Annotated in this window: 15 protein-coding genes; 9 read left to right on the top strand and 6 right to left on the bottom strand. The window is 69.5% G+C overall.

Features of this window, described 5'->3' with window-relative positions; genetic code table 11:
* The first annotated feature begins 26 nt into the window (after window positions 1–26).
* The 3 genes from AB8M85_RS14315 (at window position 27) to AB8M85_RS14325 (ending at window position 4,503) form a co-directional block, all read left to right on the top strand.
* Window positions 27–1,775: a DEAD/DEAH box helicase gene (locus tag AB8M85_RS14315; protein ID WP_372699541.1), complete on the top strand. Its 1,749-nt coding sequence runs from the start codon at window positions 27–29 to the stop codon at window positions 1,773–1,775.
* Between the two features lie 239 nt (window positions 1,776–2,014).
* Complete coding sequence (locus AB8M85_RS14320) at window positions 2,015–3,682, top strand: APC family permease (RefSeq protein WP_372699510.1); 1,668 nt, start codon at window positions 2,015–2,017, stop codon at window positions 3,680–3,682.
* A 92-nt stretch (window positions 3,683–3,774) separates the two neighbouring features.
* Window positions 3,775–4,503 (top strand): SDR family NAD(P)-dependent oxidoreductase, encoded by a 729-nt coding sequence (locus AB8M85_RS14325; RefSeq protein WP_372699511.1) that lies wholly within the window; start codon window positions 3,775–3,777, stop codon window positions 4,501–4,503.
* Between the two features lie 27 nt (window positions 4,504–4,530).
* Here the strand turns inward: AB8M85_RS14325 and AB8M85_RS14330 are convergent, their stop codons facing one another.
* Together AB8M85_RS14330 and AB8M85_RS14335 are read right to left on the bottom strand one after the other, a co-directional pair.
* Window positions 4,531–5,193 (bottom strand): isochorismatase family protein, encoded by a 663-nt coding sequence (locus AB8M85_RS14330; protein WP_372699512.1) that lies wholly within the window; start codon window positions 5,191–5,193, stop codon window positions 4,531–4,533.
* 47 nt (window positions 5,194–5,240) lie between these two features.
* Window positions 5,241–6,554 (bottom strand): nicotinate phosphoribosyltransferase, encoded by a 1,314-nt coding sequence (locus tag AB8M85_RS14335; protein WP_372699513.1) that lies wholly within the window; start codon window positions 6,552–6,554, stop codon window positions 5,241–5,243.
* Window positions 6,555–6,663: 109 nt separating this feature from the next.
* Here AB8M85_RS14335 and clpS point away from each other — a divergent pair, with 109 nt between their 5' ends.
* The 4 genes from clpS to AB8M85_RS14355 all read left to right on the top strand — a co-directional run bounded on the left by clpS (window position 6,664) and on the right by AB8M85_RS14355 (window position 9,445).
* Entirely contained in the window at window positions 6,664–6,960 is a 297-nt protein-coding gene (gene clpS, locus AB8M85_RS14340; RefSeq protein WP_372699542.1) for an ATP-dependent Clp protease adapter ClpS, read from the top strand.
* A gap of 4 nt (window positions 6,961–6,964) precedes the next feature.
* Window positions 6,965–7,561, top strand: coding sequence for a DUF2017 domain-containing protein (locus tag AB8M85_RS14345; RefSeq protein ID WP_372699514.1), 597 nt, complete (start codon window positions 6,965–6,967; stop codon window positions 7,559–7,561).
* A 64-nt stretch (window positions 7,562–7,625) separates the two neighbouring features.
* On the top strand, window positions 7,626–8,588 hold the full coding sequence (gene murI / locus AB8M85_RS14350) for a glutamate racemase (protein WP_372699515.1): 963 nt from the start codon (window positions 7,626–7,628) through the stop codon (window positions 8,586–8,588).
* Window positions 8,585–9,445 carry an MBL fold metallo-hydrolase gene (locus tag AB8M85_RS14355; RefSeq protein WP_372699516.1) on the top strand — a complete coding sequence of 287 codons (861 nt, stop codon included), beginning with the start codon at window positions 8,585–8,587 and terminating at the stop codon, window positions 9,443–9,445. Before murI ends, AB8M85_RS14355 begins: the two co-directional genes overlap by 4 nt.
* Window positions 9,446–9,522: 77 nt before the next feature.
* Here the strand turns inward: AB8M85_RS14355 and AB8M85_RS14360 are convergent, their stop codons facing one another.
* The 3 genes from AB8M85_RS14360 to AB8M85_RS14370 all read right to left on the bottom strand — a co-directional run bounded on the left by AB8M85_RS14360 (window position 9,523) and on the right by AB8M85_RS14370 (window position 11,231).
* On the bottom strand, window positions 9,523–10,140 hold the full coding sequence (locus AB8M85_RS14360) for an RES family NAD+ phosphorylase (protein ID WP_372699517.1): 618 nt from the start codon (window positions 10,138–10,140) through the stop codon (window positions 9,523–9,525).
* Window positions 10,137–10,721 carry a helix-turn-helix domain-containing protein gene (locus AB8M85_RS14365; protein WP_372699518.1) on the bottom strand — a complete coding sequence of 195 codons (585 nt, stop codon included), beginning with the start codon at window positions 10,719–10,721 and terminating at the stop codon, window positions 10,137–10,139. The genes AB8M85_RS14360 and AB8M85_RS14365 overlap by 4 nt, the downstream gene beginning before the upstream one ends.
* Before the next feature lie 69 nt (window positions 10,722–10,790).
* Window positions 10,791–11,231 (bottom strand): VOC family protein, encoded by a 441-nt coding sequence (locus AB8M85_RS14370; protein WP_372699519.1) that lies wholly within the window; start codon window positions 11,229–11,231, stop codon window positions 10,791–10,793.
* 139 nt (window positions 11,232–11,370) lie between these two features.
* Here AB8M85_RS14370 and rph point away from each other — a divergent pair, with 139 nt between their 5' ends.
* Complete coding sequence (gene rph, locus AB8M85_RS14375) at window positions 11,371–12,123, top strand: ribonuclease PH (protein ID WP_372699520.1); 753 nt, start codon at window positions 11,371–11,373, stop codon at window positions 12,121–12,123.
* The gene (gene rdgB, locus AB8M85_RS14380; protein ID WP_372699521.1) at window positions 12,120–12,749 is read left to right on the top strand and encodes an RdgB/HAM1 family non-canonical purine NTP pyrophosphatase; all 630 of its coding nucleotides are present in this window, start codon (window positions 12,120–12,122) and stop codon (window positions 12,747–12,749) included. Before rph ends, rdgB begins: the two co-directional genes overlap by 4 nt.
* A gap of 35 nt (window positions 12,750–12,784) precedes the next feature.
* Here rdgB and AB8M85_RS14385 read toward each other — a convergent pair whose 3' ends face one another.
* Window positions 12,785–14,347, bottom strand: a complete 1,563-nt coding sequence (locus AB8M85_RS14385) for a sugar porter family MFS transporter (protein ID WP_372699522.1) — start codon at window positions 14,345–14,347, stop codon at window positions 12,785–12,787.
* Window positions 14,348–14,395: the final 48 nt, after the last annotated feature.

Here is a 14,395-nt window from a genome sequence, read left to right on the forward strand (position 1 = left end):
ATGCCCTGTTCAGTCTGGGCGAGTCCATGCCACCGGCATACCCGGAACGCGCGGCCTGGGGTACGGCCCCGAAACTGCGCCAGTGGCAGGCCGAGGCGCTGGAAAAGTACTTCGCTGCCGCGCCCCAGGACTACCTGGCGGTGGCCACCCCGGGCGCCGGCAAGACCACCTTCGCGCTGCGGGTGGCCGCCATGCTGGTCGAGGCCGGCACCATCAACCGGATCACCGTGGTCGCCCCGACCGAGCACCTCAAGAGCCAGTGGGCCGACGCCGCGGCCCGCATCGGGCTGGCGCTGGATCCGAACTTCAAGAACTCCGACGGCCGGCACGGGGCCGACTTCATCGGCGTGGCCGTCACCTATGCGCAGGTGGCCAGCAAGCCGCTGCTGCACCGGGCCAAGACCGAGGCCGCCCGCACGCTGGTCATCCTCGACGAGATCCACCACGGCGGCGACGCACTGAGCTGGGGCGACGGCATCCGCGAGGCGTTCGAACCGGCAGTGCGGCGGCTGGCGTTGACCGGCACCCCGTTCCGCTCCGATACCGCGGCGATCCCGTTCGTGGACTACGTCGAGGACGCCGAGGGCATCCGCCGCTCCAAGGCCGACTACACCTACGGCTATGGCGATGCGCTGAAGGACCACGTCGTCCGCCCGGTGATCTTCATGGCGTACTCGGGCCAGATGCGCTGGCGCACCTCCGCCGGCGAGGAGATGGAGGCCCAGCTCGGCGAGGGCTTCACCAAGGACATCACCGCCCACGCCTGGCGCACCGCCCTGAACCCCGAGGGCGAATGGATCCCCTCCGTGCTGGCCGCCGCCGACCGGCGCCTGACCGAGGTGCGCCGGACGGTCCCCGACGCCGGTGGCCTGGTCATCGCCACCGACCACGCCGACGCCAAGGCCTACGCCGCGCAGCTGAAGCGGATCACGGGGGAGAAGGTCACCACGATCCTCTCCGACGACGCCGGGGCCTCGAAGAAGATCGAGGACTTCTCCGCGGGCACCGACCGGTGGATGGTGGCGGTGCGCATGGTTTCCGAGGGCGTCGACGTACCGCGCCTGGCCGTGGGGGTGTACGCCACCTCGACGTCGACCCCGCTGTTCTTCGCCCAGGCCATCGGCCGCTACGTCCGCTCGCGCAAGCGCGGCGAGGTCGCCTCCGTGTTCCTGCCCTCGGTGCCGATCCTCATGGTGCTGGCCAACCAGATGGAGGTCGAACGCGACCACGCGCTGGACCGGCCGGAGAAGCACGTGGACGACCCGGACTTCATCCCCGAGGAAGCCCTCATGGACGAGGCCAACCGCGAGGAGAAGGCCTCCGACGAGCTCTCCAAGCAGAAGTTCGAGGCACTGGACTCGCGTGCCTCCTTCGACCGGGTATTGTACGACGGCGGTGAATTCGGCACCGGGGCCATGCTCGGTTCCGAGGACGAACAGGATTTCCTCGGGATCCCCGGGCTGCTCGATGCCGACCAGGTCGGCGTCCTGTTGCGCCAACGCCAGCAGGAACAGGTCACCCGCCGCAGCCGGACCACCGGTGCCGCAGCCCCCGCCGAGGAACCGTCGGTCACCGACCACCGGCAGCTGACCGAACTGCGCAGCAAGCTCTCCAAGAACGTCTCCGCCTGGGCCGCGCGCACCGGCACCCCCCACGGCGTGGTGCACACCAAGCTGCGCGAGGTTTGTGGCGGACCGGCCGTCGCCCAGGCCAACGCCGACCAGCTGAACAAGCGGTTGAACAAGCTCCAGGACTGGTTCGTCGGCAGGCGGTGAGCACGCGGCGCGGGCGCGGGACCAGCTGCCGATCGACACCGGGACAACCTGCTCCACCACATTTGCCAGGCCCTGTCCCTACGGCCCCTGAGCCAATTTGGCACTGTTTGTCACGCCACAAGCTGGCCGAAGGTGACATTGACAGGACGATTTCGCGGGTAAATACTTCACAGGTGACTCACCTCACCGAGCCGCAGGATTGAAGGATTTTTTCGTAGACACGACGAAAGAGGCCACCGATGTCGTCAACAGCACCCCGACCGACAAAGGTCACAGTCGAACACGACCGGGGCCTGAAACGAGACATAGGGAAGATCGGGCTCCTCTTCACCGGTGTAGGCTCGATCATCGGATCGGGGTGGTTGTTCGGCGCTTTCGAAGCGGCGTCCATGGTCGGCCCCGCATCCATCTTCTCGTGGATCCTCGGTGCGGTGATGATCATCATCGTCGCGCTGAACTACGCCGAGCTGGGCGTGATGTTCCCCGTCGCCGGCGGCGTCATCCGCTTCCCCCACTACTCGTTCGGTTCGTTTGCCAGCTACACCAGCGGCTGGATCACGTGGCTAGCAGTTGCGGCCACCGTCCCCATCGAGGTCCTGGCCGCCGTTCAGTACGCGTCGAGCTACCTGCCCTGGCTGATGCACACGGTCGAGGGCACCCTCGTGCTCACCGGGCCGGGCATCGCGGTCAGCATCGTCCTGGTGGCGGTCTTCTGCATCATCAACATGTACGGAGTGAAGTTCTTCGCCCGCTTCAACAATGTGCTGGTCTGGTGGAAGCTCCTGGTCATCGTCCTGGTGATCGTCGTGCTCGGCGTCCTGGCCTTCCACCCGGGGCACTTCCATGAGGCGCGGTTCGGTGGTTTCATGCCCCAAGGGGCGGCACCGATCTTCGCGGCGCTTCCGGCCGCCGGCATCGTCTTTTCGTACCTGGGGTTCCGGCAGGGGGTCGAGTTCGCCGGCGAGACCACGAACCCGCAAAAGAACGTCCCGTTCGCCCTGATCGGCTCCGTCGTGATCACCGGCATCATCTACGTGCTGCTGCAGGTGGCATTCATCGGCGCCGTACCGGACAGCATGCTCGCCGATGGCTGGTCGAGCCTGTCGTTCACCGACGAAGCCGGCCCCTGGGCGGAGATCGCGATCGTGCTCGGGGCCATGTGGCTGGCGATCATCCTCTATGCCGACGCGGTGATCTCGCCCGCCGACACCGGCCTGATCTACACGGCGCTGGCCCCGCGGCTGTCCTACTCCCAGGCCCGCGTCGGCAACGCACCGGCGGGTCTGCAGCGGCTGAACAAGCGGGGCATTCCATGGATCGGACTGATCGTGACGTTTGTCGTCGCATGCTTCATGTTCCTGCCGTTCCCTTCCTGGGCGCAGCTGGTCGGCTTCATCACGACCGGGACGGTGCTCTCCTTCGGCAGCGGACCGGTCACCGTGGCCGCCCTGCGGCGCCAACTGCCCGCGCAGGACCGCCCCTACCGATTGCCCGGAGGCGACCTGCTTCCGATCCTCGGCTTCCTGTGCGCGAACCTCATCGTGTACTGGACGGGCTGGGCCGTGAACTGGAAACTGTTCCTGGCGGTGCTCATCGGCTACATCGTGCTGGTCCTGCACTACATCTTCAGCGACCGCAGCAAGATCCCGCCAATGCAGATGAGGTCCGGCTGGTGGATGATCCTCTGGATGGCGGGCCTGGCCCTGCTGAGTTGGATCGGCCACTACGGCGAGGGAGCCCTTGACCTGATGGGCTTCGGCTGGGGCGAACTGGTCATCTTGGTCTTCACCGTCATCGTGTTCTTCGTCGCCGTGACCCAGCGGCTGGCACCGCAGGACGTCGTGGACAACGTGCAGCGGACCCACATGGCGGATCCCGAAGACGGCGAGATCGAATCGATCGCCTAGTCCCTGGTTTCGCCGGGCCCGGCGACCAGCCCTACCGGCCGGTCGTCGGGCCCGTTGCCGGACGGTGGGTCAGCGATGGCTAGACTGGCCGCATGAGTGCAGCTGACGTGGCAGTGGTGACCGGCGGCGGACGCGGCATCGGCCGGGCCATCGGCCTCAAGCTCGCCGCAGCGGGACGCGATGTCGTGCTCGGCTACCACGCCGATGCGGCGGCCGCCGAGGCCGTGGCCGCGGAGATCCGGGCGGCGGGGCAGCGGGCCCTCTGCGTCCAGGTGGACATCACCGTCGAGGCGTCCGTCCAGGCGTTCTTCGCCGCGGCCGACGAATTCGGGACCGTGCGGGCCGTCGTCAACAACGCCGGCGCCGCCACTGCCGTGGGCCGGCTCGAGGACAACGACCTGACGGCCATCCGACGCGACCTCGACGTCAACCTCTTCGGCGTCATCGCGTGCTGCAAGTATGCCCAGGCCTCCCTGACGCTGTCGGGTGGGGGAGCGATCGTCAACATCTCCTCCATCGCGGCCACGTTGGGAGGACCGTCCACCTACGTCCACTACGCGGCGGCCAAGGCCGGCGTCGACGCCTTGACCGTCGGGCTGTCCAAGGAGCTGGCGCCGGGCATCCGCGTCAACGCCGTCTCCCCGGGGACGATCTGGACGCAATTCCACCAGGACCCAGAGCGCCCGGCCCGCGTGGCGCAGACCGTTCCGCTGGGCCGGGCCGGCGAGGCGGACGAGATCGCCGGGGCCGTGGCCTGGCTGCTGTCCGCCGAAGCCAGCTACGTGACGGGGGCGAACCTCCGCGTCTCCGGCGGCCTCTGAGGGCAGCGGCAGGTGGAGGCCGGGCGGTCAGGCGTCCTCGTCGATCGTCACGCCGGCCCGGCGCAGCTCGTCCAGGACGGTGGGCACCGTGGCGCGGTGCACGGCCGCAGTCAGCCGGGGCAGGACCGTGGTGTCGAACCGGGCGCGCACGGCATCCAGGGCGGTGGCGCGCACGCAGAAGTCGGTGGCGATCCCGACGATGTCCAGCGCGTGGATGCGCCGGGCATTGAGCCATTCGGCGAGTGATTCCCCGGGGGCGCCGTCGAGTGGTTCCCGGGCATCCGCCGTCTTGCCGGGTTCTGCGGCGGTGCCGGTGGCGGGGTCGTCGGCGGCCGGGTCGGCCAGGATCCCCTCGAAGCCGGAGTAGGCGGCCTCATAGCGCCCCTTGCGGAAGTAGGCCGTAATGACGTCGGCCTTCAGAACCGGGGCCAGGCCGGGGTGCAGTTCGGCCCCCAGGGTGCCGCCGACGCAGTGCACCGGCCAGGAGTCCAGGTAGTCCGGTTCGGTGGAGAAGTGCGCCCCGGGGTTGATGTGCCAGTCCTGGGTGACCAGCACGGCGGCGTACTTCCAGCCGTTGTCGCTGAGGTAGGACGTGATGGCCGCGGCGGTTTCCGCGCCGCCGGCAACCCCCAGCGAGCCGCCCTCGCAGAAGTCGTTCTGCACGTCGACGATGATCAGGGCGGTTTCCATGCTGTTTGTCCTCCTCGGACCCGGCGGCTGGTGCCTGGGCCGGGTGCCTAGCTGTGGTCCACGAACTCCGTGGGGATGACCGGCTCGCCGCGCTGCAACCGCTTGGAGAGGCCGGGCATCTCCTTCACGCTATCGCGATGGCGCTGGGCCGCGCGCTCCAGGCCCGCGTGTCCGGTGAATCCGGGCTGGATCTCCCCGCCGCGGACCAGGTCGACCAGCAGGTCGCGGTCGTTGCCGTCGGAGGCCGGACGTGCGCCGGTGCCGATCACCTCGGCCGTGGCGCGGCCGCGCTCGTTGAGCCGGCGCAGCGCGTACTTGTTCCCGCCCCGGCTGGCCTTGTTCTTGGAGGCCTTGGCCACGTCGACGTAGGTGCCGTCGTCGTCCTGGCGCGAGACCAGCTTGTAGACCATCGACGCGGTCGGCGCCCCGGACCCGGTGACCAGTGCGGTGCCCACCCCGTAGGAGTCCACGGGGGCCGAGGCCAGCGCGGCGATCGCGTGCTCGTCGAGGTCGGAGGTGACCATGATGCGCGTGTTGTGGTTGCCCAGGTCGTCCAGCAGCCGGCGCACCCAGCGCGCCTGGTCGACCAGGTCGCCCGAATCCAACCGCACGGCACCGAGGCCCGGCCCGGCGACCTCCACGGCGGTGCGCACGCCCTGCTCCACGTCGTAGGTGTCCACCAGCAGGGCGGTCCCGGCGCCCATCGAGGCGACCTGGGCCTCGAAGGCGGCGCGTTCGGAATCGTGCAGCAGGGTGAACGAGTGGGCCGCGGTGCCCACGGTCGGCACCCCGTAGTGCAGCCCGGCCTCCAGGTTGGAGGTGCTCTGGAACCCGGCGATCACCGCGGCGCGGGCGGCGGCGACGGCCGAGTGCTCCTGGGTGCGGCGCGAGCCCATCTCGATGCACGGGCGGATCCCCGCCGCGGCGGTCATGCGCGAGGCGGCCGAGGCGATCGCCGAATCGTGGTTGAGCACCGAGAGGATGAAGGTCTCCAGGATGCAGGCCTCGGCGAACGTGGACTCGACGGTGAGGATGGGGGAGTGCGGGAAGTAGAGGTCGCCCTCGGCATAGCCGCGGATGTCGCCGGAGAACCGGAAGCCGCGCAGGAACTCCAGCGTGGTGTCGTCCACGACGTGGCGGTTGGCCAGGAAATCCAGCTGCTCGGTGCCGAACCTGAAGTGCTCCAGCCCCTCCAGGATGCGCCCGGTCCCGGCGACCACGCCGTAGCGGCGCCCGTCCGGCAGGCGGCGGGCAAAGGCCTCGAACACCGAACGGCGGTGTGCGGCCCCCGAGTGCAGGGAGGCCTGGAGCATGGTCAGCTCGTAGTGGTCGGTGAAGAACGAGGTCGGCTGCTGCCACATGGCTCGGGGGACTCCTCGGGTCGGTCGCGCGGGGTCGCCCGGCTGCGGCCCGCACCACACTCTATCGGCCGCGGCCGCCCCCGCGCCGTAGAATGACAGCATGCCTGTCATGACCACCGCCACCGACGTCCTGCCCCGCGGCGAGACCTCGCAGCGCCTGGACCTGGACGTCCCGTACGTCCTGCTGGTCTGGAACGACCCCGTGAACCTGATGAGCTACGTCAGCTACGTCTTCCGCAGCCACTTCGGCTACAGCCGGGCCAAGGCCGACGCGCTGATGATGGAAGTGCACCAGAACGGGCACTCCGTCGTCTCCACCGGACCGCTCGAGCAGATCGAGGCCGACGTCGCCGCCATGCACACCTATGGGCTCTGGGCCACGTTCCAGCGCGCGGACCAGGGCTGAGCGGATGGCCCGCGCCTTCAAGTCCACGCCCCGCGGCTTCACCGCCCGGCTGGATTCCACCGAACGCGATCTACTGCGCGGCCTCTTCCAGGATGTCGCCCAGGTCCTGGCACCCCAGGACGACGCCGGGCACGACGGCGATGGCCCGGCCAGGGAGGTCGACCCCCTCTGGGCGATGGTCGGCATGGACCCGCGCACCCACGCCGCCGGGTTCGCCGCCCCCACCGACGCCGCCGAGCGGCGTCTGCTGCCCGACGCCGTGCACGACGACGCCGAGGCCTCGCTGGAATACCGCCGGCTGACCGAGACCAGCCTGCGCGAGACGAAGACGGGGAACCTCAAGGCCGCAGCCCTGGCCATGGAGACCGGGAACCTGGCCTTCGACACGGCCGCGGCCAACCAGTTCGCCCAGGCACTGAACGACGTGCGGCTGGTCCTGGCCGAACGGCTGGACCTGCGCGACGAGGCCGACGCCGAGCGCATCGGATCGATGACCGACGCCCGGAAGGTCGAGGACGTCGACGGGTACCTGGCCCTGGTCTACAACTTCGTGACCTGGCTGCAGGAGACCCTGATGCAGGCGCTGCTCGGGGACCTGTGACGTGGGCCATATCCGCGTTTGGCTGCTCCCGCCGCGGGCCCGCAGGCAGTATGGTCGGTAGATCATGAACAGCCACCCGTCCGCGCAGCCGAACGGCTCCGCCCCGACCGACCGCCGGGCCGCCGACGACCGCACGGCGCCGTTGGGGATCTTCGACTCCGGCGTCGGCGGCCTGACCGTCGCGCGCGCCGTCATCGACCAGCTGCCCCACGAATCCACGCTCTACGTCGGCGACACCGCCAACAGCCCCTATGGCCCGCTGCCCATCGCCCGGGTCCGCGCCAACGCCCTGGGCGTGATGGACGAACTCGTCGACGCGGGGGTGAAGCTGCTGGTCATCGCCTGCAACTCCGCCTCGGCCGCCGTGCTGCGCGACGCCCGCGAACGCTACACCGCCCGCTACGGCATCCCCGTCGTCGAGGTCATCCAGCCGGCCGTCCGCCGCGCCGTCGCCGCCACCCGCAACGGGCGCATCGGGGTCATCGGCACGCAGGCCACCGTCGGCTCGCGCGCCTACGAGGACGCCTTCGCCGCCGCACCACACCTGCACATCACCGCCGCCGCCTGCCCGCGGTTCGTAGAGTTCGTCGAGAACGGCATCACCACCGGCGAGGAGCTGCTGCGCACCGCCGAACGCTACCTGGCCCCGCTCAAGGACGCCGGGGTGGACACCCTGGTCCTGGGCTGCACGCACTACCCGCTGCTGACCGGGGTGATCTCCTACGTCATGGGCGATGGCGTCACCCTGGTCTCCAGCGCGGAGGAGACCGCCAAGGACGTCTACGCGGCGCTGATGCGCCACGGCCTCTCCTCCGGGACCGGCCAGCACGGCACCCACGACTTCATGGCCACCGGCGACGCCGCCTCCTTCGAGGTCCTGGCCCGGCGCTTCCTGGGCCCGGAGGTCCAGGGCGTGCGGCACATCGCCCACGGCGGGACGATCCACCCCACCGGGGAAATCCCGCGCGTGGAGGTGCCACGCCTCGGCGTCGTGCCCGACCCCGTGGACGCCGGAGGCCGCCCGTGAAGATGACGATCATCGGCTGCTCCGGCTCCTTCCCCGGCCCCGGATCGCCGGCCTCCTGCTACCTGGTCACCGCGCACGACGGCGAACGCACCTGGCGCATCCTGCTGGACCTGGGCAGCGGCTCGCTGGGGGTGCTGCAGCGCTACATGGACCTGGAGGACATCGACGCGATCTTCCTGTCCCACCTGCACCCCGACCACTGCATGGACATCTGCGGGCTGCACGTGGCCGTGCACTGGAACCCGCACGGCTGGAACCGCGACCGCATCACCGTCTGGGGCCCGGCCGCCACCGCCGACCGGATGGCCACCGCCTATGGGCTCGAGCTGGACCCGGGCATGCACGAGGACTTCGACTTCCGCCACTGGGTCCCGCGCGCTCCGGTCACGCTCGGGCCCTTCACCGTCTCGGCGATCCCGGTCCGCCACCCCGTCGAGGAGGCCTACGCGCTGCGCGTCGAGGCTACCGAGACCCTCGCCGACGGCTCGGTGCGCACCTCGGTGCTGTCCTACTCCGGGGACACCGACACCTGCGACGGGCTCGTCGAGGCGGCCCGCGACGCCGATATGTTCCTCTGCGAGGCCGCCTTCGAGGAGGGCCGCGACGACGGCATCGACGGCGTGCACCTCACCGGCAAGCGCGCCGGCGAAATGGCCACCGCCGCCGGGGCCAAGCGCCTGCTGCTGACCCACATCCCGGTCTGGACCGATGTGAACACCGTCGTCGACGAGGCCAGGACCACGTACGACGGCGGACTGGCCATCGCGGTCTCGGGGGTCACCTATGGCGTGTGGTCCGGTGACCGGCTCGGCGAACCCAAGGCCCGGCCCGTCCCCAGGGATCCCACCCGCGCCTGAACCGGACGAACCTACCCGGGGCGGGCCTCCTGTGGCCCCCGCCGGCGCGCAGGGCTGAGGCGCACACCGGCGGCGGGTCAGGCGACGTTGGAGTCGAACCGAAGCAATTCCGCGGCCGCGGCGAGGCCTGCCGCGATACCCGGATGGCTCAAGGGGACCGAAAAGGACGGCGCGCGGGGAAACTGCTTCGTCGTCCACAAGACCATGACCTCCCGGCCAGCGACCGCCGAGGGTGCCACGATCCCGTCGAGCTCCGTCCACGCCGCGTGGACGGCACGAGCCCATGCCCGCGTGATGGCCTTCTCCTCCGATCCGGCCAACGCGGACTTCGCCCCAGCGCGCAGCAGCCAGACATCTGTGAGATCAAGCAGGACGGCGTCGTTTGCCGTCTCGATGGCCGTGGCAAAAGGTTGCCCAGCGTTGACGTCGACAAAGCGGGTGTCCTGGTAAACCTCGGCGATGCAGGTGAGCAGATCGCGGCCGAAATAGGCCGCGCCCAGCGGATCGTAGTCTGCTGCGGGTTCCGGATGCGGGTCCCAGCGCGCGCCAGGCAGTGGCCCAAACGTGCGCAAGGCGTTCCACGCCATCGGATGTTCGGACGCCGTCGAATGGATCCGCCACAGGACAGTACCGGCCTCCAGCGTGCGTTCATGTCGTCCGATGCGCCGCAGGTCCCCCGGGGGCGGGGGCCTCACAGGCGGCCGACCGACGACGCCAGGGCCACCACCAGGTCTGGCTCGCCTCCCGAGATGAGCCAGTCCCTGGGGGTTGCGGCTTCCCCGGAGAGACGAAGGTCGGGCTGTGGGGTCGTGAAGAACCCCTGGACGGTTTGGGGGTGGCTTCCCGGCGGCAGTGCCGCCAAGATCTCCGCAAGGTGTGGCAGCGGCCGTCTTGTTCCGGTGAATTGCCACGACGGGAACAGCATTCGCCCGTTGGTCTTGAACGAGTACAGTTTCCGGTCCAGCACGTACCGGCGAACAGTCGATGGCCTGAGCCCGAGGCGGAGGGCCACCTCTTGGGAACCCAGGCTGCCCGCCTCGTGAAGGGTCGCCGCAGCGACAGATGCAGCCATCGCGTTGGCGACCAGCCGCGGTTCGCTGGGAATGCCGGAATGCTGGTCCCAGAACGTTTGGTCAGCCGAAGTCAGAGCTGCAGTATCGGTGGGTTTGAGCCGTTCAAGCGCCCGCTCAAGCGCGTCGGCGAGCTGATCGCTGCTGAACCCCGGCTGAACCCTGTCGATCAGCGCCTCGACGGGCGTGTGGGCTTCTGCTGTCATGGGTCCGCACCTCCGACCACATTCTATCGCGTTGTGGTCGAAAGCGGCAGGGGCGGTCACGTTGCCCTTTTAGCCCAGGCGCTCGGCCAGTGCCACGATGATCCCCTCGGGGCCGCGCACGTATGCCATGAGCCAGATGCCCTCGTACTCGCCGATCCCGCCGACCAGCCCGTAACCGTCCGCGTCCAGCACGTCGACCATGGCGCGCAGGTCATCGACCTGGAAGGCCACGTTGCGCAGCCCCGCCGCGTTGGCCATCGCCGTCGTCGGGCCGGGGATGACATCCGGTCGGTGGAAGGTGGAGAGCTCCACGCTCGCACCGCCGTCGGGTGCGCGCAGCATGACGATCTCGGAGCGGGACTCCGGAATCCCGGTGACGGTGTCGACGAACTCGCCTTCCATGGGCATCCGCCCCTCGACCTCGAGGCCGAGCTGGATGAAGAATCCCACCGCCGTGTCCAGGTCGGCGACGGTGATCCCGATATGGTCCATCCGTCGTACGCTGGGCATGGTGGCCGTCCTCCGGTTCATGACTTCGGCCGGCACCTGCTGGCCGACAGGATCTACGGTACGCCGAGGTGGCGGCACCAGCCAGAGGCGGGGGCCCGCGGTTCGGTGGGCGCTGCCAGCGGACCATAGACTGGGAGGCATGACTACAGGCTCGAATGCACCCTCCGTCCAGCGCGCCGACGGGCGCGGCACCGCCGAATTGCGGCCCATCTCCATCACCCGCGGCTGGTCCCGCCAGGCCGAGGGCTCGGCGCTGATCGAGTTCGGCAACACCCGCGTGCTGTGCACCGCGTCGTTCACCGCCGGGGTGCCGCGCTGGCTCAAGGGCGAGGGCACCGGCTGGGTCACCGCCGAGTACGCCATGCTGCCCCGGGCCACCAACACCCGCAACAGCCGCGAGTCCGTCAAGGGCAAGATCGGCGGACGCACCCACGAGATCTCCCGGCTGATCGGGCGGTCGCTGCGCTCGGTCATCGACACCAAGGCCCTGGGCGAGAACACCATCGTGCTGGACTGCGACGTCCTCCAGGCCGACGGCGGCACCCGCACCGCGGCGATCACCGGCGCCTACGTCGCACTGGCCGACGCGATCACCTGGGCCCAGAACGAGAAGCTCATCAAGGCCAACGCCACCGTGCTCACCGACAGCGTCTCGGCCATCTCCGTCGGCATCATCGACGGCACCCCGATGCTGGACCTGCCCTATGTGGAGGACGTGCGGGCAGAGACCGACATGAACGTCGTGGTCACCGGCAGCGGAGACTTCGTCGAGGTGCAGGGCACCGCCGAGGGCGCCCCATTCAAGCGGGACGAACTCGACGCCCTGCTGGACCTGGCGCTGATCGGCACCACCGAACTGGCCACCATCCAGCGAGAGACCCTGGGCCAGTGACGCCGGCGGGCCCCCGGCTGGTCCTGGCCACCCACAACCAGGGCAAGCTGCGCGAACTGCGCGAGCTGCTGCGCGGGCAGGTCCCCGGGCTCGACGTCGACACCCAGGTCGTGGACGCCGCCGCCGTTGACGCCCCCGACGTGCGCGAGACCGGTGTGACGTTCGCAGCCAACGCCCTGCTGAAAGCCCACGCCGTCGCGAAGGCCACGGGGCTGCCCTCGATCGCGGACGACTCGGGCCTGGCCGTCGACGTCCTCGGCGGGGCGCCGGGGATCTTCTCCGCCCGCTGGGCCGGTCGCCACGGCGACGACCAGGCGAACCTGGAGCTGCTGCTGGCCCAGCTCGGCGATATCGCGCCCGAACACCGGGGCGCATCGTTCGTCTGCGCCGCCGCGCTGGCGTTGCCGAACGGCACCGAACGCGTCGAACTTGGCCGACTGGCCGGCACGCTGCTGGAAGCCCCTCGCGGTGACGGCGGCTTCGGGTACGACCCGATCCTGCAGCCGGAGGGCCTGGACGTCAGCTGCGCGGAGATGAGCGGGGAGCAGAAGAACGCCATCAGCCACCGTGGGCAGGCGTTCCGAGCGCTCATGCCGGCGATCGTCGAGGTCCTCGCCGCCGGCTGACCCGTGCCGTCCGCCGGGGCGGCACGGGCCACCCGTCAGCCGGTGGGCTGGTCTGCCTTGCGCCGCTGGCGCTTGTACCGGTCGGACATCTTCTCCAACGGGACGTTCTTGGTCTCCGGCACCTCGAAGAACACGAACACCAGCGAGGCGAGCGCGAAGAACGCGTACATGCCGTAGGTGAACGGCAGGGACATCTCGCTCAGCGCCGGGAAGGTCACGGTGACCGCGAAGTTGGCCAGCCAGTTCACGGCGGTCGCGATGCCGACGGCGAGCCCGCGGATCTGGTTCGGGAACATCTCCCCGAGCAGGGTCCACATCACCGGGCCCCAGGACACCGCGAAGAACACCACGAAGGCGTTGGCCGCGACCAGGGCGACGGGCCCCCACGGCTGGGGCAGCTGCGGTTCGCCGTCGACCATGGCCGACTGGGTGAAGGCGATGGCCATGAGCACCAGGCTGACCGTCATGCCGGCCGAGCCGACCAGCAGCAAGGGGCGGCGTCCCACCTTGTCGATGAGGAAGACGGCGACGATCGTGATGACGATGTTGGTGACCGCGGTGATGACCGAGGCGTTGGAGGCGAATTCGGAGCTGAACCCCACGGAGCGCCACAGGGAGTTCGAGTAGTAGAAGATGACGTTGATGCCCACCAGCTGCTGGAATGCGGCGATGACGACGCCGACCCAGACGATGGGAACCAGGCCCAGCGTCCCGCCGCGCAGGTCGCTGAAGGACGGCTTCGAGTCGCTCCTGATGGACTTGCGGATCGACTGCACCAGGGTTTCGGTTTCCTCTTCGCTACGCCCGTGGACGTGGCCGAGGACCTTGGTGGCGCGTTCGACGTCGCCGTTGGCCACCAGCGAGCGGGGTGATTCGGGAAGCCTCAGGGCCAGCACGCCGTAGAGGACGGCGGGGATGACGCCGGCCAGGAACATCCACCGCCAGGCGTCGAGCCCGAACCAGAGTTGCTGGTCGGCGCCGCCCGCGGCCCCGGCGAACAGGTCGTCGAGGAGCAGGGCGACGAAGATGCCCAGCACGATGGCCAACTGCTGCAGCGAGGTGAGCCGGCCACGCAGGCGGGGAGGGGAGATTTCCGAGATGTAGGACGGGACGATCGCGGAGGCGGCGCCGATGCTCAGCCCGCCGACGACGCGCCATGCGGCCAGATCCCAAGCGGCAAAGGCGAAGCCCGATCCCAAGGACCCGAGCAGGAACAGGATGCCGACGATCAGCATCACCCGAGTCCGGCCCCACTTGTTCGCGACGGGACCGCCAAACCAGGCGCCAATGGCCGCGCCGATGAGGGAAATGGCCACCACGAACCCGGTGATGACCGGGCTCAGGTCGAACTGGCCGGTGACCGCTTCGATCGCGCCGTTGATCACCGAGCTGTCGAAGCCGAAGATGAAACCGCCCACCGCGGCACCAATGGAGATCAGGACGACGCGGATGGTGTGTTGTCGGTCCAGCGAGTCGTAGGGTTCCTTGGTGCCGGCTTCCCCCTCGCCGTTTTCCTTGGCGCTGTCTTCCTCGGGGCGGCTGTCGTTGGGGCGGCTTTCCCCGTCGTTGTTTTCCTGTCCTGACTGGGGCTCGTCCACGGATGACCTCCTGGTCACATCGGATACGTGCGTTCTCCTCACTCTAAG

The sequence above is a fragment of the Arthrobacter sp. JSM 101049 genome (assembly GCF_041679245.1).
In the GTDB taxonomy this organism is placed as follows: domain Bacteria; phylum Actinomycetota; class Actinomycetes; order Actinomycetales; family Micrococcaceae; genus Arthrobacter_H.

What these genes read in the sequence shown, in the direction of transcription:
- AB8M85_RS14315 (WP_372699541.1), top strand. Translation starts at nt 27, where the DNA reads ATGCCACCGGCATACCCGGAACGCGCGGCCTGGGGTACGGCCCCGAAA.
- AB8M85_RS14320 (WP_372699510.1), top strand. Translation starts at nt 2,015, where the DNA reads ATGTCGTCAACAGCACCCCGACCGACAAAGGTCACAGTCGAACACGAC.
- AB8M85_RS14325 (WP_372699511.1), top strand. Translation starts at nt 3,775, where the DNA reads ATGAGTGCAGCTGACGTGGCAGTGGTGACCGGCGGCGGACGCGGCATC.
- AB8M85_RS14330 (WP_372699512.1), bottom strand. Translation starts at nt 5,193, where the DNA reads ATGGAAACCGCCCTGATCATCGTCGACGTGCAGAACGACTTCTGCGAG.
- AB8M85_RS14335 (WP_372699513.1), bottom strand. Translation starts at nt 6,554, where the DNA reads ATGTGGCAGCAGCCGACCTCGTTCTTCACCGACCACTACGAGCTGACC.
- clpS (WP_372699542.1), top strand. Translation starts at nt 6,664, where the DNA reads ATGACCACCGCCACCGACGTCCTGCCCCGCGGCGAGACCTCGCAGCGC.
- AB8M85_RS14345 (WP_372699514.1), top strand. Translation starts at nt 6,965, where the DNA reads ATGGCCCGCGCCTTCAAGTCCACGCCCCGCGGCTTCACCGCCCGGCTG.
- murI (WP_372699515.1), top strand. Translation starts at nt 7,626, where the DNA reads ATGAACAGCCACCCGTCCGCGCAGCCGAACGGCTCCGCCCCGACCGAC.
- AB8M85_RS14365 (WP_372699518.1), bottom strand. Translation starts at nt 10,721, where the DNA reads ATGACAGCAGAAGCCCACACGCCCGTCGAGGCGCTGATCGACAGGGTT.
- AB8M85_RS14370 (WP_372699519.1), bottom strand. Translation starts at nt 11,231, where the DNA reads ATGCCCAGCGTACGACGGATGGACCATATCGGGATCACCGTCGCCGAC.
- rph (WP_372699520.1), top strand. Translation starts at nt 11,371, where the DNA reads ATGACTACAGGCTCGAATGCACCCTCCGTCCAGCGCGCCGACGGGCGC.